14 protein-coding genes, 1 tRNA gene and 2 rRNA genes are annotated in these 18,712 nt (G+C 44.1%); 12 read left to right on the top strand and 5 right to left on the bottom strand.

Annotated elements, in window-relative coordinates:
• The first annotated feature begins 56 nt into the window (after positions 1 to 56).
• From QNN06_RS25880 to QNN06_RS25845, 8 genes are all read left to right on the top strand, one after another.
• Complete coding sequence (locus QNN06_RS25880; protein WP_213117935.1) at positions 57 to 812, top strand: ABC transporter ATP-binding protein; 756 nt, start codon at positions 57 to 59, stop codon at positions 810 to 812.
• The gene (locus tag QNN06_RS25875; protein ID WP_213117936.1) at positions 809 to 1,516 is read left to right on the top strand and encodes an ABC transporter ATP-binding protein; all 708 of its coding nucleotides are present in this window, start codon (positions 809 to 811) and stop codon (positions 1,514 to 1,516) included. The genes QNN06_RS25880 and QNN06_RS25875 overlap by 4 nt, the downstream gene beginning before the upstream one ends.
• Before the next feature lie 17 nt (positions 1,517 to 1,533).
• Complete coding sequence (locus QNN06_RS25870; protein ID WP_284036215.1) at positions 1,534 to 2,394, top strand: branched-chain amino acid ABC transporter permease; 861 nt, start codon at positions 1,534 to 1,536, stop codon at positions 2,392 to 2,394.
• A gap of 4 nt (positions 2,395 to 2,398) precedes the next feature.
• The gene (locus QNN06_RS25865; RefSeq protein ID WP_213117938.1) at positions 2,399 to 3,397 is read left to right on the top strand and encodes a branched-chain amino acid ABC transporter permease; all 999 of its coding nucleotides are present in this window, start codon (positions 2,399 to 2,401) and stop codon (positions 3,395 to 3,397) included.
• 12 nt (positions 3,398 to 3,409) lie between these two features.
• Positions 3,410 to 3,589 carry a hypothetical protein gene (locus QNN06_RS25860; protein WP_213117939.1) on the top strand — a complete coding sequence of 60 codons (180 nt, stop codon included), beginning with the start codon at positions 3,410 to 3,412 and terminating at the stop codon, positions 3,587 to 3,589.
• A gap of 14 nt (positions 3,590 to 3,603) precedes the next feature.
• A complete protein-coding gene (locus tag QNN06_RS25855) occupies positions 3,604 to 4,614 on the top strand; it encodes a 3-oxoacyl-ACP synthase (protein ID WP_213117940.1) in 1,011 nt (336 codons plus the stop codon).
• A gap of 5 nt (positions 4,615 to 4,619) precedes the next feature.
• Positions 4,620 to 5,522 (top strand): intracellular short-chain-length polyhydroxyalkanoate depolymerase, encoded by a 903-nt coding sequence (gene phaZ / locus QNN06_RS25850; protein ID WP_217032014.1) that lies wholly within the window; start codon positions 4,620 to 4,622, stop codon positions 5,520 to 5,522.
• 282 nt (positions 5,523 to 5,804) lie between these two features.
• Complete coding sequence (locus QNN06_RS25845; RefSeq protein WP_284036214.1) at positions 5,805 to 7,289, top strand: class I adenylate-forming enzyme family protein; 1,485 nt, start codon at positions 5,805 to 5,807, stop codon at positions 7,287 to 7,289.
• Between the two features lie 161 nt (positions 7,290 to 7,450).
• On the opposite strand, the gene QNN06_RS25840 is transcribed toward QNN06_RS25845, so the two are convergent.
• Complete coding sequence (locus QNN06_RS25840) at positions 7,451 to 8,335, bottom strand: selenium metabolism-associated LysR family transcriptional regulator (RefSeq protein WP_217032012.1); 885 nt, start codon at positions 8,333 to 8,335, stop codon at positions 7,451 to 7,453.
• 214 nt (positions 8,336 to 8,549) lie between these two features.
• Between QNN06_RS25840 and QNN06_RS25835 the strand changes: the two genes are divergently transcribed.
• Positions 8,550 to 8,915 (top strand): SCP2 sterol-binding domain-containing protein, encoded by a 366-nt coding sequence (locus QNN06_RS25835; protein WP_249366614.1) that lies wholly within the window; start codon positions 8,550 to 8,552, stop codon positions 8,913 to 8,915.
• Between the two features lie 140 nt (positions 8,916 to 9,055).
• Positions 9,056 to 10,309, top strand: a complete 1,254-nt coding sequence (locus QNN06_RS25830; RefSeq protein WP_213117944.1) for a DEAD/DEAH box helicase — start codon at positions 9,056 to 9,058, stop codon at positions 10,307 to 10,309.
• 63 nt (positions 10,310 to 10,372) lie between these two features.
• On the opposite strand, the gene QNN06_RS25825 is transcribed toward QNN06_RS25830, so the two are convergent.
• From QNN06_RS25825 to QNN06_RS25810, 4 genes are all read right to left on the bottom strand, one after another.
• Positions 10,373 to 11,911: a solute symporter family protein gene (locus QNN06_RS25825; protein ID WP_213117945.1), complete on the bottom strand. Its 1,539-nt coding sequence runs from the start codon at positions 11,909 to 11,911 to the stop codon at positions 10,373 to 10,375.
• Complete coding sequence (locus tag QNN06_RS25820) at positions 11,911 to 12,237, bottom strand: DUF485 domain-containing protein (protein WP_213117946.1); 327 nt, start codon at positions 12,235 to 12,237, stop codon at positions 11,911 to 11,913. The genes QNN06_RS25825 and QNN06_RS25820 overlap by 1 nt, the downstream gene beginning before the upstream one ends.
• Positions 12,238 to 12,541: 304 nt before the next feature.
• Positions 12,542 to 12,614 (bottom strand) — tRNA-Ala (locus QNN06_RS25815).
• A gap of 81 nt (positions 12,615 to 12,695) precedes the next feature.
• Positions 12,696 to 13,391, bottom strand: coding sequence for an MgtC/SapB family protein (locus QNN06_RS25810; RefSeq protein WP_213117947.1), 696 nt, complete (start codon positions 13,389 to 13,391; stop codon positions 12,696 to 12,698).
• Between the two features lie 577 nt (positions 13,392 to 13,968).
• Between QNN06_RS25810 and QNN06_RS25805 the strand changes: the two genes are divergently transcribed.
• Positions 13,969 to 15,518, top strand: a 16S ribosomal RNA gene (locus QNN06_RS25805).
• Between the two features lie 205 nt (positions 15,519 to 15,723).
• Positions 15,724 to 18,658 (top strand): 23S ribosomal RNA (locus tag QNN06_RS25800).
• The 16S and 23S rRNA genes sit together here, the layout of an rRNA operon.
• Positions 18,659 to 18,712: the final 54 nt, after the last annotated feature.

Raw genomic sequence — 18,712 nt, 5'->3', positions numbered from 1 at the left:
ATTATGGGTTGACAGGGTCCCCCTCTTCCTATTTGTAATCTAAGGTGGTGACATGTTTGGCAGCATTGATAGAAACAAATGATTTATCGATAACCTTTGGCGGCCATACCGCGGTTGATTCCGTTACATTAACAGTTCCTGAAAAACACTTTAAGTCAATTATCGGGCCGAATGGCGCCGGCAAAACGACCTTTTTTAATCTATTAAGCGGGCAGCTTACGCCGACAAAAGGGAAAATTTATTACCGAGGGAAAGACATCACTGCTTTTTCACCGACGAAACGAACCAGGGCAGGAATTGGCCGTTCCTTTCAAATTACAAATGTATTTCCGAATTTAACCGTTTTGGAAAATGTCCGGCTCGCTGTCCAATCACAGGCGGGAGTCCGCTATCAAATGCTCTTTCATTATAAAAAATATCGCCAATTTGAGAAGAAGGCGATGGAATGGCTGAGTCTTGTGCTTCTCGATGACAAACGAGACTCACTTGCCGCTAACCTTGCCCATGGTGAAAAGCGGAAGCTGGAAATTGCTATGCTGCTGGCATTGGAAACGGAGGTTTTATTGCTGGATGAACCGACGGCAGGAATGTCTTTGGAGGAGGTTCCGGTGATTTTGGAAGTCATCAAGCGGATTAAGATGCAAGGGGATCGTACCATCATTCTTATAGAACACAAAATGGATATGATTTTAGATTTGTCCGATTCGGTCATGGTTCTGTTTAATGGCAGGCTTCTTGCTGACGGGACGCCGGAGGAAATCATGAAAAATGAGACAGTTCAGTCGGCCTATTTAGGAGGGCTTTACGAATGAGCGAACTACTGCAGCTAAAGGACATAGAAACACATATTGGCCAATATCATATTCTTCAGGGTGTTTCGTTGGAAGTGAAAAGGGGAGAAGTGACCGTTCTGCTTGGCCGAAATGGAGCAGGTAAGACAACCACTTTACGGACCATCATGGGGTTTACGCCTGCTTCCAAAGGAAGTGTGATCTTTAAAGGGGAGTCCATTCATACTCTTGCCCCCTATACAATTGCCAATAAAGGGATTGGCTTCGTCCCAGAAGACCAAGGGATTTTTTCAGGCTTAACCGTTGAGGAAAATATGAAGGTGGCAATGCAAAAGGAAAATACAGAAACCTTGAAGAGAATGGATTGGATCCTGGAGCTGTTTCCCGACTTGAAAAAGTTTTGGAAAAAGCCGGGCGGGCTGTTAAGTGGCGGGCAGAAGCAAATGCTGGCCATTGCCAGAGCCTATATTAATGAGAATGAATTGCTATTAATTGATGAGCCGAGCAAGGGATTGGCTCCAATCGTTGTAGAAAAGGTGATGGAATCGATTACCCAAATGAAGGAGCAGAGAACCATTGTTTTGGTCGAGCAAAATTTCATGATGGCGAGTACAATCGGTGACCGTTATTACATTATCGATGACGGTCAGACAGTAAGCCATGGAACAATGCAGGAATTGAAAGAAAACGAGGAAAAGAAACGAAAATATTTAGGGATTGCCTAGGAAAGGGGAAGACCTTTGTGGATTTATTCTTCAATTTGGCTTTAAATGGGCTGGCGACTGGGATGCTCATTTTCCTGCTGGCAGCCGGGTTAACGCTAATATTTGGGTTAATGGATGTATTGAACTTTGCCCATGGCGGGTTATTTGCCTGGGGAGCTTACAGCGGTTTATGGATTTATGGAAAAACGGGGAGCTTTCTGATTGGGATTGCCGGTGCTATCCTGACCGGATTCCTTTTAGGCATCATCACGGAAAAATGGATTATCAAACCGGTTTACGGCAATCATGTCCAACAAATTTTAATTACACTTGGTCTCATGCTTGTGCTTTCGGAAATGCTGAAGGTGATTTGGGGACCAAATCAAATTACCGCCACGCCGCCGGATTATTTAAAGGGAAGCTGGGAACTGGGCGGCGTGATTATCATTAAATATCGGGTATTTATTATTTTGGCTGGGCTGCTTATTTATACGTGCGTGCAATTTTTGCTCAAAAAAACGAAAATCGGCCTTGTCGTCCGAGCTGGCGTAATGAATAAGGAAATGGTCCAGGCATTAGGTATCAATATTCAAAAGGTATTTATGTTTGTATTTATGATTGGTGCAGGGATGGCCGCTCTCGGCGGAGTTCTTTTGGGGCCGTATTCCGGAGTCATCCATGCCGGGATGGGAATGGAGTTTGCCATTTTAGCCTTTATCGTGGTAGTCATCGGGGGTATGGGCAATTTCAGTGGTTCCATTTTGGCGGCCATTCTGGTGGGGCTGTCCGGTTCGTTTATGGCGTACTATGTTCCGGATTTGTCACTTGCTGTTAATATGCTGTTGATGGCAGTTGTATTGATTATTCGGCCGCAAGGGCTATTTGGGGCAAACGGGTGAGAATATGAAGTGGTTACGTACCAATAAAGGGACAACATTATTTTGGATAGTTGCAGCATTTCTCTTCCTCTTACCATTTGTCTATGAATCCCGTAATCTGATGATTTTATTAACGCAAATATTTATTTTTTCGGTATTTGCAATGAGCTATGACCTGCTCCTCGGTTTTACCGGTATTGTTTCTTTTGGTCACGCGATGTTTTTTGGAATTGGTGCCTACTCGATCGGGATCTTTATGAAGCGATTTGAGCCGACGATGCTGAATTTCCTGCTAGCACTCTTGGCAACACTTGCTTTAACGGCGCTGGTCAGCTTTTTAGTCGGGCTTTTGACGCTCCGCTTAAAAAGCCACTTTTATGCGATGTTAACGTTGTCTTTATCGGGATTGTTTCTAGTAGCGGCAGAAAAATGGCGGAGCCTGACCCATGGGAATGATGGCTTCACATTTCGTGTTCCAGAGCAATTTATTGACCGGACCGATTACTATCTGATTTGTCTACTGATTATAGCGGCGGTTTTTATGATGTTAAAGCGGTTTACCAATTCACCATTGGGAAGGGTGCTTCAGGCGATCCGCGAGAATGAGCAGCGCACCGAGTCACTTGGCTTTCATGTCCTCCACTATAAAATTGCCGCAAGCATCGTTTCCGGGGTATTAGCCGGTATAGCGGGTATACTTTATGCGATGTCACTGCGGTTTGTCAATACAAGTGTTTTTTCGATGGACATCACATTGGATGCGTTGTTAATGACGATTATCGGCGGTGTCGGCACGCTATATGGTGCGATGATCGGTGCCGGATTAATTGAATTCGCCCATGACTGGCTGACAGGGCTGGCGAAGGAGCATTGGATTTTCGAACGCTGGATTATCTTTTTTGGCATTATTTATATTTTAGTGGTCATGTTTTTCCCAAAAGGAATTGTCGGTACGTTAAGGACCATAACCTGGAAGCGGAAAAAGCAGCAGGCAGTCAAGAAAAAAGAAAAGCTGGCGGGCTAGAAGGAGGCGGCAATGGATACGAATCAAGTTACCTCCTTTGTCGTCCGCTTTCAATTGGCTGCAGTCGAAAAGGAGACCGGGTCCCGGCACTGGAGGATTAAAGTGACCCATGTGCAGGAAGACCGGGAAACTTTATTTGAAACGATTGAAGAGGCGATGTCGTTTATGAAGGAAATTGCGGAAGATTCATAGAGTAGGTGATCGTTTTGCAAATAGGTATAGTCAGTACAGGGATATACTTGCCGGAAAAAACAATGACTGGTCGGGAAATCGCCGAAAAGGCAGGCATTCCGGTGACCGTTGTAGAAGAAAAAATGGGGATTAAGAAAAAGCATATTCCAGGTCCCGATGACCATACCTGTGAAATGGGCATCCTTGCTGCAAGAAAGGCGCTTGAGAAAGCCTCGTTTAATCCTTTGGATATTGACCTCGTCATTTATATCGGTGAGGAGCATAAGGAATATCCACTCTGGACGGCGGGAATCAAGCTGCAGGAAGCAATCGGCGCTTTTAATGCCTGGGCGTTTGATGCGGCTTTAAGGTGCGGCACAACCGTGATGGCGTTGAAGGTAGCGAAAAGCATGATGCTCTCTGACCCAGGTATACGCACGGTTCTTCTTGCCGGGGGTTACCGAAATGTTGATTTCATAGATTACGAGAACCCTAGAACAAGATTTATGTATAATCTTAGCGCTGGCGGCGGGGCCATTCTTCTTCAAAAGGATTATTCGGAAAATCTTTTGCTTGAGACGGAAATCCTTACGGATGGTTCTTTTTCCGAGGACGTCGTCGTCGTTGCCGGCGGCACTAAACATCCAATCTCGAGCGAGGCGATTGCCAAACGCTTGAACATGCTCGATGTACTTGACCCTGAGGGGATGAAACAGCGCCTTGAGGAAAAATCAATGAGCAATTTTTTAAAAGTCATTCTTGAATCGGTTCGGAAGAGTGGGTATACAGTGGATGATATTGCGTATTTAGCGATTCTTCACATGAAAAAATCCGCTCATGAATATGTTTTAAGAGAACTGGGCTTGTCCGACGAGCAGGCAATTTATTTGGAGGATTACGGTCATATTGGGCAGATAGATCAAATCTTATCGTTGGAGCTGGCTTTACGGGAAGAGAAAGTGAAGGACGGCGATCTTGTCGTTTTTGTCAGCGCCGGGATTGGCTATGCGTGGGGAGCGACAACCATTAAATGGGGAAAGGGATGATAGGAATGGTAAACGTATCAGTGAAGAGTGTCGAGCTTTCAAACGGAGAAACGCTTTTTTACCGGGAAAGGGAAGGCGGAGAAATTAAAGTATTATTAGTCCATGGTAATATGACATCATCCAAGCACTGGGATCTCGTTCTTGAAAACATGGATGAAAAATATAAATTGTATGCCGTTGATTTACGGGGATTCGGCCTGTCTACCTATAACAACCTAATTATATCAATTAAGGATTTTGCAGATGATGTCAAACTGTTTGTAGACGCGATTGGTTTGAACGACTTTGCTCTTGTCGGCTGGTCAACCGGAGGTGCAGTGGGGATGCAATTCGCCGCTGATTATCCTGGTTATTGCAATAAATTGATTTTATTAGCATCTGAATCTACTAGGGGTTATCCGTTTGACGGAAAATTGAATGATGCTGATGAGCCGCGCCGATTTACCTTACATGAAGAGATAAAGCGAGACCTAGTTCGCACCATTCCTGTGCAAGCCGCTTATGATACCAATGATGTCGCTTTACTGAAATTAATTTGGAACGCAGTCATTTACACTCACAACCAGCCGGCACCTGATCTTTATGATGAGTATGTTCAGGACATGCGGACGCAGCGCAATCTGGCTGAAGTCCATCACTGCAACAATACCTTTAATATCAGCCATTTTCATAATGGACTTGTCCCTGGAAATGGCAAGGTCGACGACATTCATGTTCCTGTTCTGGTCTTATATGGTGAAAGGGATATGGTCATTGCCAGAGAAATGACGAACGAGCTTTTAGCAGATTTGGGAGATAAGGCGACCTATGTTGAATTGAAAAACTGTGGACACTCCCCATTAGTTGATGATCTGCCGCAATTGTTGGAGGCAATGACGAAGTTTTTGGAGAGGGAAGTGCAGGTATAATAAGTTAGTGAAAACGGCCTTTGAGGGGGTCGTTTTTTTTTGACGCTTCGAATTATTGTCTACATTGTGAACTTTGTAGATATGTTCCTTAAATTTGTAGATAAATTTTTTAAAATTGTAGATATCCTAATTAATTTCGTAGATATCTTTAAAGAATTGTAGATAAAATCCGAAAAGTGTTGATAACCCTTTCCTATAATCTAGACTCCTCTTCTGTTGTAACTCCTCTGTAACCACTCCCAGCTAAAATAGCACCATCTAGTAGTGAAGGAGCGAGTTTTGGTGAGGTGGGAACTGGATTGGCTGGAAAATAGAGCGAGATTATCGCCAAATAAAGCTGCCATAATCGATGATAAGACAAAAGAGACTTGGACTTACGAAGAATTGAACGCACGGGCGAGCAATACTGCGGCAAACCTGCAAAACATGGGCGTAAAAAAAGGCGATCGGGTTGCTCTCTTGGCCCCAAACCATATATGCTATTTTGATTTATTATTTGCCTGCGGAAAAATTGGCGCCATTTTTGTACCGCTGAACTGGAGGCTTTCGGTTCATGAAATAAACGAAATATTGCAGGACTGCACACCGATTCTGATCGGGGTACATGAACAATTTATTCAAATATATGATCAGCTTCCTGAGGAAAAACCACACGCTTTTATGGTCGGAGGCTCTAATTATTCTGAAATTAATTTTCTCCAAAAAGTAGAGGGAATTTCTGAAACTGACCCATTAGCGATGATTTACACAGGCGGTACAACCGGGAAGCCGAAGGGTGTTGTGTTAAGTCATCGATCCATCCTCTGGAATGGGATAAATTCCATTTTAAGTTGGGGGCTGACGGATCAAGATGTCACAGTCAATTATATGCCCATGTTTCATACAGGCGGCCTGAATGCATTAAGCATTCCCATCCTTATGATGGGCGGGACCGTTGTCATTGGGGACCATTTTGATGCGGCGGAAGCAGTAGAATCCATCAATCGTTACCACTGCACAATCATTCTCCTAGTGCCAACGATGTATCATATGTTAATCCAATCGGAAGAATTTAAAAGCAGCCACTTTCCTTCTATGAAAATCTTCTTATCTGGGGCGGCGCCATGTCCTTTGCAAATTTATGAGGCGTTTCAAACAAAGGGCCTGGCCTTTAAAGAGGGGTATGGGTTGACAGAAGCAGGGCCGAATAATTTTTATATAAGTCCGCAGGAAGCGCAGATAAAGCGAGGCTCAGTCGGCAAACCCATGATGTTTAATTCAATCATCCTTGAAAAAACAGATGGCAGGGAAGCAGCAGCAAACGAAGTAGGCGAACTATTAATCAGGGGCAAGCATGCTTTTTCGTTCTATTGGAATAATGAACAAGCGACGGACGAAACAATGACGGAGGGCTGGATCCGAACCGGGGATTTAGCCAAAAGAGATGAACAGGGCTATTATTATATTGTCGGCCGGAAGAAGGATATGATCATCACTGGCGGCGAGAATATTTATCCATTGGAAATTGAGCATTGGCTTGCGGAACACCCAGCTATCGAAGAGGCTGCAGTAATCGGCCTGCCTGAAGAAAAATGGGGCGAAGTGGTAGCGGCTTTTATAGTTTTTAAGGAATGGAGCATAACTGATGACGAACTAAAAACATATTGTGAAGCCAAACTAGGCCGTTATAAAATTCCTAAAAAATTTATTCAAGTAAATGAACTGCCGAAAACCCATGTGGGAAAAATCGATAAAAAGAAATTAAAGGAAATGGCTATCAAAATATAAAGGAGAACTCCGTGCCAAGCACGGTTACGAAGTATTTGATACTAAAACCGAGGACTGCATCAAAGTAATCCTTAAACCTTAATTCACTAAAGAATCGGGATGGGGAACTGCCGGACGTTACACTTTACAGCAGCGGGGGCATGACCCCCGTCAAAGTTTTTTTAGAGCAATTCAGCGGCTTTTTCAATAAATAGTTTGGCTAGGATGGATTGGGTTTTATGGATGTTATAGGTGAGATAAAAGTATCTTTCCTCATCAAATCCAGGAATTTCATACATTTTAAGTCTGTTTTGAGAAGCATATTCTCGTGCGGCTATTTCGGAAATAATCGAGATGCCAATGTCTTGTATGACAAACTGTATTAAGCTTTGACTGGAATCTGTATAAGCGATAGTATTCAATTTATCCTTTGATATTTTATGTTTCTTTAGAACCCTTTCAAGAATGGCATTTGTGCCCGAATCAGTGTTCCTCATGATAAATGGAAACTTCAAAATCTCTTGAATTTTAACCGGTTCTGTTATATTTCGTTCATTCGCTGAAATCAGAACAAGCTTTTCCTTTAATAACGGAATATAGTGAAGTTTATCGCTTTCATACTTTTCTCCTAAGACCCCAACTTCGACGGATCCGTTTAGTACTTTTTCCACGACATTTTTTGAGGAGGACTGGCTAATATGAAACATGGCATTTTCGTAATCTTCTCTAAACCTCTTGACCATTTTCGGAAGAAGGAACTGCCCCGGCACCGAGCTTGCGGCAACCCGAATCATGCCTCGAAGTTCAGTCATTCCTTGTTTTAAATCCATTAAAGCCTGGTCTTTTAAGAGCAATAGTTTAAGCGCCCACTGATAAAGCCGCTCTCCATGGGGAGTTAGAATACTTTCACGGCCAACGCGATCAAACAGCTGCACATTCAATGTTTTTTCCAAAGCCTGAATATGGGAACTGACAGTAGATTGACTTAGAAAAATATCTTCAGCGGCCTTCGAAAAGCTTTTATGTTCAACCACCTTTGTAAACACATATAACTGGTGTAAATCCAACGAGAGTTCCTCCTATGTTTCATTCGTAAAAATCGATAATTGGTACCCGAATTAATAGATAGTTTAAATATATCATTGATATTTATGAATCCAATATTTCAAAAAGCTAATTTTTTATTAGATATTTGAAAGAGTTCTTAATATTGTCACTTTATCCTTATGATACGAATTAGTATCATGGAGATAAAGGTTTATTTAAAGGAGGACCCCCTTAATGGAAAAGGCGATTCAAGAGTATTCTTTAAAGGATTTAATGGCAAGAATTGAGGAAATCTTTAATGAAAATCCAGGTCCAATCCAAGGCTTTAACGCAGTTGTTCAATACGATGTGTATGACCAGATACCGTCAACCTATCAGCATTATTTTCAAGAGGGTACATTAACAATTAAAGAAGGAGTCCAAGTTACTCCTAACGTGACGATGTCTTTAAACTATGATACCTTCAAAAAATTTGTTTTGTGTAAAATGAGCGGTACGATGGCCCTGCTGACAGGAAAAGTGAAGGTAAAGGGTGACGTAAGCACTGGTTTGAAAATAGAAAGCATTCTCAAAAAATATAATCTTAAAGAACCTTTATAAGAAATACCAGGCTGCCTGAGATATCTCAGCAGCCTTTTGCTTTTGTCCTGGTAAATTCAATTTTTCGCAAATGAATAATTGAAATTATTGTGGAAAACAATCATTATTAGTGGAAGGTAATACAGAAAGTAGGCGATTTTTTGTCAGAATTTTTATCATTAGGGATTTCAACCACAGTAGTGGATAAATTACGCGGGTGTGGGATCGCAACCCCAACACCGATTCAATACCGGGCGATTCCGATTATTATGAAGGACAAGGATACTATTGCCCAAGCCCAAACAGGTACTGGCAAGACGCTTGCCTTCATCCTGCCCATCCTTGAAAAATTAAATCGAAATGACGGCCATATTCAAGCCCTTATTGTGACGCCAACGAGGGAATTGGCTTTGCAAATTACGGATGAAATTGAAAAATTGATTCATGATTTCGATGATATTAATGTTCTAGCTGTTTATGGCGGGCAAGATGTTGACAAACAATTAAAGAAATTGAAGAACCATCCACAGATTGTTGTAGGAACTCCGGGCAGACTTCTCGATCATATTCGAAGGGAAACAATCCAATTAGCGAATGTATCTTATCTTGTTCTGGATGAAGCAGATCAAATGCTTCATATTGGGTTTCTCAGCGAGGTTGAGGAGATCATTAAAGAAACGCCCGCAAGCAGGCAGACCATGCTTTTTTCAGCTACGATTCCTCCTGAGGTTAAAAAGCTTGCAAATAAATACATGCGGACCCCGGAATATATTCAAGTCGAAAAAGTTCAAGGCCCCGCTGACAATGTGAAACAGATTGCCATTCATACGATTGACCGTGCGAAGCAGGCAACTCTTATTCAATTAATTGAAACGCATCGGCCATTTTTAGCAGTGATTTTTTGCCGGACAAAACGCAGAGTTACCAAGCTTTATGAAATTCTAAAAAGCCATGGATTTCCCTGTGATGAGTTGCATGGTGATTTGTCACAAGCAAAACGAGAGCAGGTCATGAAACGGTTTCGGGATGCGGAAATACAATTGCTAATTGCCACCGATGTAGCAGCAAGAGGACTTGATGTAGAAGGTGTAACCCATGTGTTTAATTACGATATTCCTCAGGATCCCGAGAGTTATATTCATAGAATCGGCAGGACCGGAAGGGCAGGGACGAAAGGACTAGCTATCACCCTTTATTCTACTAAGGACCGACCGACTCTTGATTTAATTGAAAAAGAGCTAAATATTAGAATAAATAAACAAAACCTAGGGAATGCGAATAAGGAAAAAGAAACTCAGCTGGACACTTCTGCAAAAAAACGTCAAGCTGGACAGCAAATGAAAACTGTCCGTCAAAAGAAAAATGGTGAAAGAAAACATCAGAAGAAGAATTTCACAGGAAAAAAACCCCATTAATGAAGTGAACCCCTTAAGTGGACTTAACAATCCAGCTTAGGGGGTTTTTTTAACCTTTATATTTTATTTTCCTAAACCAATCCCTGTATTGGATTTAACGAGCACTTCTTCATATTTTTTAACATCAGCCTTTTGGCTAGAGAAGAAGGTTCCAAGGTAACCTGCTAAGAAACCAAGCGGAATCGAAACAATTCCTGGAGTAGTATATGGAAAAATAGGATTTCCTACAAAAATAGCTTTACCAACTTCCGGACTGAATACATTCGGACTGATCAGCACTAAGCCGATAGCAGAAATTAGACCGACTACCATCGCCCATACCGCACCGCTTGTATTAAAACGTTTCCAGTAGATGGTATAAATAATGACTGGTAAATTTGCGCTTGCAGCAACCGCAAATGCAAGTGAAACAAGGAAGGCAACGTTCAGCGTTTGTGCGCCTAATGCAAGAATAATAGATACGACAGAAACCCCAATGGCTGCATAACGGGCCATCAATACCTGCTGCTTTTCGGTTGCTTTTCCTTTTTTCAAAATCTCATTGTAGAAGTCATGGGCAAACGCAGAAGCGGCTGTCAGCACAAGGCCCGCCACAACAGCGAGAATGGTTGCAAACGCCACCGCAGAAATAAAGGCAAACAACATGTTACCGCCAATTGCTTGAGCTAATAAAGGCGCTGCCATATTTCCGGCGGGGTTGGCAGCAATAATTTTTTCATTGCCGACAAATGCTGCAGCACCGAAACCAAGGAAAATGGTCATAACGTAAAATAGTCCAATAACCCAAGTAGCATAAACAACAGACGAGCGTGCCGTCTTGGCATCCTTTACGGTAAAGAAGCGGACAAGAATGTGCGGAAGCCCTGCCGTCCCAAGAACAAGTCCCATATTTAGAGATAATGTATCCAAACCGTCTTTGTACTTTACACCTGGATTTAGGAAGGATTCCTTTAAAGGAGTTGCCGTTTTCATTTGAGCAAACATATCGGTAATACTAAAATTAAACTTGGCAAAAACAATCATAGAAATAATGAAGGTGCCCCCCATTAACAGGATCGCTTTAATGATTTGCACCCAGCTTGTTGCATGCATTCCCCCAAAAATAACGTATACCGTCATTAACACCCCGACGATTAAGACAGAGGTTGTATACTCCAATCCTAATAATAATTTAATAAGTGCACCAGCACCGACAAGCTGAGCAATCATATAAAAAATTGAGATCGTCATTGTATTCATGGCAGCGAATCCGCGGATTTTTTTGGCATCAAAACGAGCCGCTATCATATCGGCAAAAGTGTATTTGCCAAGGTTTCTCAACGGTTCCGCTACCAAATAGAGAACGACAAGGTAAGCCACTAGAAACCCAATGCTATAGAAAAATCCATCAAAGCCGGTCAGGGCTACAGCACCGGCAATCCCTAGGAAAGATGCTGCAGACATATAATCACCTGCGATGGCAAGTCCATTTTGCCAGCCGGTAAGACCACCGCCAGCCGTATAAAATTCACTGGCATTTTTGGTTTTCTTGGAAGCGAAATATGTGATGACTAGCGTTACGAGAACAATGGCAAGAAACATAAGGAATGCAGGGGTATTCATTAGCTATTCCCCCTTTCTTGAATGACCTGGGACGATAACTCATCAAACCTTGCCGCTTTCTTAGAATAAAGCATGCACAAACCCCATGTCATAATAAATTGCAGGAAAGCAAATACCCATGCCCAAGTAATATTTCCGATAAATTTTGTATTAAGTATCGTTGAATAAGAGGTTAAGATTGGCAAGGCAAAATAAAAACAGAAAAAGAAAATAGTAAATGGAATAATAAATTTTTTCTTTTCGGAGAGTAATGTCTGAAACGAAGAAGACTGGACGATAGAACTGTAATCGCTTTCAGTTTGAGTGTTTATTTTTTTAGCTTCCAAATAGAAGCTCCCCCTTTCGTATAAACCATTGGATTAGTGAATGTGGAATTTAGATAAAAAAATGATGACAGGTAATGATGCAGGGGCCAAAGGTGTTATAAAACTTCTGATTACAATCGGCTTGAGAATTCCCCCCCTTTCAATAACGGATATTTCTAAAATTTGAAAATATTTTACGGTTTTTATTATAATTTTAAGAGAATCATAGCTGCAAGGGAAAATTTTCTTATTTTGGAATTTTTTTATCAATTTTGGAAAAATAAAAAAACCTTTGCAGTTGCAAAGGTTTTTTTCAGAATAACGATGGAGACTATCGGGATCGAACCGACGACCTCTTGCATGCCATGCAAGCGCTCTCCCAGCTGAGCTAAGCCCCCGATGGATTAGTACAAGAAAAATTATATCTGCATTACGAGCGTATTGCAAGAGGAAATTTAGAGAATCACAAAAAATTATTTTTAACTAATGCTTTCAATTTCCACCTTTTTAACACCTTCTATATCAGAAACAGCCATATATACATCCGTTGTCTTTTCGCGGTAGTCAACAGCAACTAAAATTTGTACCAGATGATCACCGTTATCTAGATCCTTAATCCGTATTCTGCGCAAAATATATTTTTTCTCAAGTAAATAAGATATAGCTTTATCAATCTGATCCTGGTCTCGAATAAATAATTGAAGCATGATTTCTTTTTCCCGTAATTGCTTTGGTCCAAAAATTTTCATAACGGCAGGGATAAATTCTACACTAATTATAAGTAGGGCAACGCCGACGAATGCTTCTAAATAAAATCCTGCGCCTACGGCAATCCCGATACCGGCAGCCCCCCAAATCATGGCAGCTGTAGTTAGCCCGGAAATGCTGTCATTACCTCTTCTTAAAATGACTCCTGCTCCAAGGAAACCAATTCCCGAGACGATTTGTGCTGCCAAACGCAAAGGATCCATGGTAATTCTAACTTCCTTTGAATCGGGGAACATATAAGCCGATTCAATAGATACAATTGTCAGCAAACAACTGACAACTGAAATGACGAGACTTGTTTTTAATCCAACCGGCTTTCTTTTTAATTCCCGTTCAAGGCCAATAATTAGACCGAATACAGCTGAAATTCCTAATTTAATCAGTATATCTAAATCCAAGCTGCTCATAAATTCACGTCCATTTTATATATTCGTCTATTTTTTTTGAAAACTCATTTGTTATTTATACTTTGATTCTTGCATAAAGGACCGCAATATGGAAGAACAAATGCGTACGCTTCATTAATTACATATACAATTATTATTTGTTTTATGTATTTGCAGTTTAGAATCTGTAATATGCCTCTAACCTCCCTTAAGGATGAAATTACAAGGATAAAATTCGTTTTTTGAGGTCAATAATATTTTTTAATGGATATTTAGGTAGAAAAACTAAAATCATTTCAAAAAAAAATTATAAATTATATTGCAAACATTTATTTATCATGGTATATTAATTCTCGTCCTCTTCGAGAGTGGCAAACAACTGAAAAAGAAATTTAAAAAAGTTGTTGACATCGAGAAGTTGACTGTGATAAATTAAAGGAGTCGCTTTTGAGAGCGATGCTAGAAAATGTGAGTGGACAAACACTCAACCTTATGATAGTTCTTTGAAAACTAAACAAACAAAAACGTCAACAAACAATAATATTCGTTTCATTTGAAACGAAGCCAACGTAACATTTTTGAGCTAATCAACTCAACTTTATTGGAGAGTTTGATCCTGGCTCAGGACGAACGCTGGCGGCGTGCCTAATACATGCAAGTCGAGCGAATCAATAGGAGCTTGCTCCTATTGGTTAGCGGCGGACGGGTGAGTAACACGTGGGCAACCTGCCTGTAAGACTGGGATAACTTCGGGAAACCGGAGCTAATACCGGATAATTTCTTCCCTCACATGAGGGAAGGTTGAAAGTCGGTTTCGGCTGACACTTACAGATGGGCCCGCGGCGCATTAGCTAGTTGGTGAGGTAACGGCTCACCAAGGCGACGATGCGTAGCCGACCTGAGAGGGTGATCGGCCACACTGGGACTGAGACACGGCCCAGACTCCTACGGGAGGCAGCAGTAGGGAATCTTCCACAATGGACGAAAGTCTGATGGAGCAACGCCGCGTGAGCGATGAAGGCCTTCGGGTCGTAAAGCTCTGTTGTCAGGGAAGAACAAGTATCGGAGTAACTGCCGGTACCTTGACGGTACCTGACCAGAAAGCCACGGCTAACTACGTGCCAGCAGCCGCGGTAATACGTAGGTGGCAAGCGTTGTCCGGAATTATTGGGCGTAAAGCGCGCGCAGGCGGTCCTTTAAGTCTGATGTGAAAGCCCACGGCTCAACCGTGGAGGGTCATTGGAAACTGGGGGACTTGAGTGCAGAAGAGGAAAGCGGAATTCCACGTGTAGCGGTGAAATGCGTAGAGATGTGGAGGAACACCAGTGGCGAAGGCGGCTTTCTGGTCTGTAACTGACGCTGAGGCGCGAAAGCGTGGGGAGCAAACAGGATTAGATACCCTGGTAGTCCACGCCGTAAACGATGAGTGCTAAGTGTTAGAGGGTTTCCGCCCTTTAGTGCTGCAGCTAACGCATTAAGCACTCCGCCTGGGGAGTACGGCCGCAAGGCTGAAACTCAAAGGAATTGACGGGGGCCCGCACAAGCGGTGGAGCATGTGGTTTAATTCGAAGCAACGCGAAGAACCTTACCAGGTCTTGACATCCTCTGACACTCCTAGAGATAGGAATTTCCCCTTCGGGGGACAGAGTGACAGGTGGTGCATGGTTGTCGTCAGCTCGTGTCGTGAGATGTTGGGTTAAGTCCCGCAACGAGCGCAACCCTTGATCTTAGTTGCCAGCATTCAGTTGGGCACTCTAAGGTGACTGCCGGTGACAAACCGGAGGAAGGTGGGGATGACGTCAAATCATCATGCCCCTTATGACCTGGGCTACACACGTGCTACAATGGATGGTACAAAGGGCAGCGAAGCCGCGAGGTGGAGCCAATCCCATAAAACCATTCTCAGTTCGGATTGCAGGCTGCAACTCGCCTGCATGAAGCCGGAATCGCTAGTAATCGCGGATCAGCATGCCGCGGTGAATACGTTCCCGGGCCTTGTACACACCGCCCGTCACACCACGAGAGTTTGTAACACCCGAAGTCGGTGGGGTAACCGTAAGGAGCCAGCCGCCTAAGGTGGGACAGATGATTGGGGTGAAGTCGTAACAAGGTAGCCGTATCGGAAGGTGCGGCTGGATCACCTCCTTTCTAAGGATATAAGCTGGACATATGAGCCAGACAATACATGTTTGTTTGATTGTTTCTTGTTTGTTTAGTTTTGAGAGAACAATCTCTCAAAACTTTCGTTCTTTGAAAACTAGATAATCGTATAGAAGAAGTAACCAAGTAAGAACCGAGTAATCGCCATTTTAGTTTTTCTCTCTTATTTTTTAAGAGTAAGTAAAACCTTTTAGGTTAAGTTAGAAAGGGCGCACGGTGAATGCCTTGGCACTAGGAGCCGATGAAGGACGGGACTAACACCGATATGCTTCGGGGAGCTGTAAGTAAGCGCCGATCCGGAGATTTCCGAATGGGGAAACCCACTGTTCGTAATGGAGCAGTATCTTTACCTGAATACATAGGGTATTGAAGGCAGACCCGGGGAACTGAAACATCTAAGTACCCGGAGGAAGAGAAAGCAAACGCGATTCCCTGAGTAGCGGCGAGCGAAACGGGAACAGCCCAAACCGAAAGGCTTGCCTTTCGGGGTTGTAGGACACTCAACATGGAGTTACAAAGGAACGAGGTAGATGAAGCGGTCTGGAAAGGCCGGCCATAGAAGGTAAAAGCCCTGTAGTCGAAACTTCGTTCCCTCCTGAGTGGATCCTGAGTACGGCCGGACACGTGAAATCCGGTCGGAAGCAGGGAGGACCATCTCCCAAGGCTAAATACTCCCTAGTGACCGATAGTGAACCAGTACCGTGAGGGAAAGGTGAAAAGCACCCCGGAAGGGGAGTGAAATAGATCCTGAAACCGTGTGCCTACAAGTAGTCAGAGCCCGTTCATGGGTGATGGCGTGCCTTTTGTAGAATGAACCGGCGAGTTACGATTGCATGCGAGGTTAAGTTGAAGAGACGGAGCCGCAGCGAAAGCGAGTCTGAATAGGGCGAAATAGTATGTAGTCGTAGACCCGAAACCAGGTGATCTACCCATGTCCAGGGTGAAGTCCAGGTAACACTGGATGGAGGCCCGAACCCACGCACGTTGAAAAGTGCGGGGATGAGGTGTGGGTAGCGGAGAAATTCCAATCGAACTTGGAGATAGCTGGTTCTCTCCGAAATAGCTTTAGGGCTAGCCTCACGTAGTTAGAGTCTTGGAGGTAGAGCACTGTTTGGACTAGGGGCCCTCATCGGGTTACCGAATTCAGACAAACTCCGAATGCCAATGACTTATCCGTGGGAGTCAGACTGCGAGTGATAAGATCCGTAGTCAAAAGGGAAACAGCCCAGACCACCAGCTAAGGTCCCAAAGTATACGTTAAGTGGAAAAGGATGTGGAGTTGCTTAGACAACCAGGATGTTGGCTTAGAAGCAGCCACCATTTAAAGAGTGCGTAATAGCTCACTGGTCGAGTGACTCTGCGCCGAAAATGTACCGGGGCTAAACGTATCACCGAAGCTGTGGGTGGACACCTTATGGTGTCCGCGGTAGGAGAGCGTTCTAAGGGCGTTGAAGCTAGACCGTAAGGACTGGTGGAGCGCTTAGAAGTGAGAATGCCGGTATGAGTAGCGAAAGATGAGTGAGAATCTCATCCACCGTATGCCTAAGGTTTCCTGAGGAAGGCTCGTCCGCTCAGGGTTAGTCGGGACCTAAGCCGAGGCCGAAAGGCGTAGGCGATGGACAACAGGTTGATATTCCTGTACCACCTCTTTATCGTTTGAGTGATGGGGGGACGCAGGAGGATAGGGTAAGCGCACTGCTGGATATGTGCGTGTAAGCAGTTAGGCTGGTGAATAGGAAAATCCGTTCACCTTAAGGCTGAGCTGTGATGCCGAGGGAATTATAGTACCGAAGTTCCTGATTCCACACTGCCAAGAAAAGCCTCTAGCGAGATAAAAGGTGCCCGTACCGCAAACCGACACAGGTAGGCGAGGAGAGAATCCTAAGGTGAGCGAGAGAACTCTCGTTAAGGAACTCGGCAAAATGACCCCGTAACTTCGGGAGAAGGGGTGCTTTTTGGGGTGAATAGCCCCGAAGAGCCGCAGTGAATAGGCCCAGGCGACTGTTTAGCAAAAACACAGGTCTCTGCAAAGCCGCAAGGCGAAGTATAGGGGCTGACGCCTGCCCGGTGCTGGAAGGTTAAGAGGAGGGGTTAGCGCAAGCGAAGCTCTGAATCGAAGCCCCAGTAAACGGCGGCCGTAACTATAACGGTCCTAAGGTAGCGAAATTCCTTGTCGGGTAAGTTCCGACCCGCACGAAAGGCGTAACGATCTGGGCACTGTCTCAACGAGAGACTCGGTGAAATTATAGTACCTGTGAAGATGCAGGTTACCCGCGACAGGACGGAAAGACCCCATGGAGCTTTACTGTAGCCTGATATTGAATTTTGGTACAGCTTGTACAGGATAGGTAGGAGCCTGAGAAGCCGGAGCGCCAGCTTCGGTGGAGGCGTCGGTGGGATACTACCCTGGCTGTATTGAAATTCTAACCCGCACCCCTCATCGGGGTGGGAGACAGTGTCAGGTGGGCAGTTTGACTGGGGCGGTCGCCTCCTAAAATGTAACGGAGGCGCCCAAAGGTTCCCTCAGAATGGTTGGAAATCATTCGCAGAGTGTAAAGGCACAAGGGAGCTTGACTGCGAGACCTACAAGTCGAGCAGGGACGAAAGTCGGGCTTAGTGATCCGGTGGTTCCGCATGGAAGGGCCATCGCTCAACGGATAAAAGCTACCCTGGGGATAACAGGCTTATCTCCCCCAAGAGTCCACATCGACGGGGAGGTTTGGCACCTCGATGTCGGCTCATCGCATCCTGGGGCTGTAGTCGGTCCCAAGGGTTGGGCTGTTCGCCCATTAAAGCGGTACGCGAGCTGGGTTCAGAACGTCGTGAGACAGTTCGGTCCCTATCCGTCGTGGGCGCAGGAAATTTGAGAGGAGCTGTCCTTAGTACGAGAGGACCGGGATGGACGCACCGCTGGTGTACCAGTTGTCTTGCCAAAGGCATCGCTGGGTAGCTATGTGTGGACGGGATAAGTGCTGAAAGCATCTAAGCATGAAGCCCCCCTCGAGATGAGATTTCCCATAGCGTCAAGCTAGTAAGATCCCTGAAAGATGATCAGGTTGATAGGTCAGAGGTGGAAGCGCGGTGACGTGTGGAGCTGACTGATACTAATCGATCGAGGACTTAACCAAGTCATATTAAGTAAGGTGAACTCGTTTTTACTAAACTTCTTCTGCATTATCTAG

It is taken from the genome of Neobacillus sp. 114, assembly GCF_030127045.1.
Lineage (GTDB): Bacteria > Bacillota > Bacilli > Bacillales > Cytobacillaceae > Neobacillus > Neobacillus rhizophilus.
This window is presented reverse-complemented; position numbering and strand designations above follow the sequence as displayed.

Coding starts and splice junctions, on each gene's coding strand:
- QNN06_RS25875 (WP_213117936.1), top strand. CDS start 809: ATGAGCGAACTACTGCAGCTAAAGGACATAGAAACACATATTGGCCAA.
- phaZ (WP_217032014.1), top strand. CDS start 4,620: ATGGTAAACGTATCAGTGAAGAGTGTCGAGCTTTCAAACGGAGAAACG.
- QNN06_RS25865 (WP_213117938.1), top strand. CDS start 2,399: ATGAAGTGGTTACGTACCAATAAAGGGACAACATTATTTTGGATAGTT.
- QNN06_RS25825 (WP_213117945.1), bottom strand. CDS start 11,911: ATGAATACCCCTGCATTCCTTATGTTTCTTGCCATTGTTCTCGTAACG.
- QNN06_RS25835 (WP_249366614.1), top strand. CDS start 8,550: ATGGAAAAGGCGATTCAAGAGTATTCTTTAAAGGATTTAATGGCAAGA.
- QNN06_RS25860 (WP_213117939.1), top strand. CDS start 3,410: ATGGATACGAATCAAGTTACCTCCTTTGTCGTCCGCTTTCAATTGGCT.
- QNN06_RS25810 (WP_213117947.1), bottom strand. CDS start 13,391: ATGAGCAGCTTGGATTTAGATATACTGATTAAATTAGGAATTTCAGCT.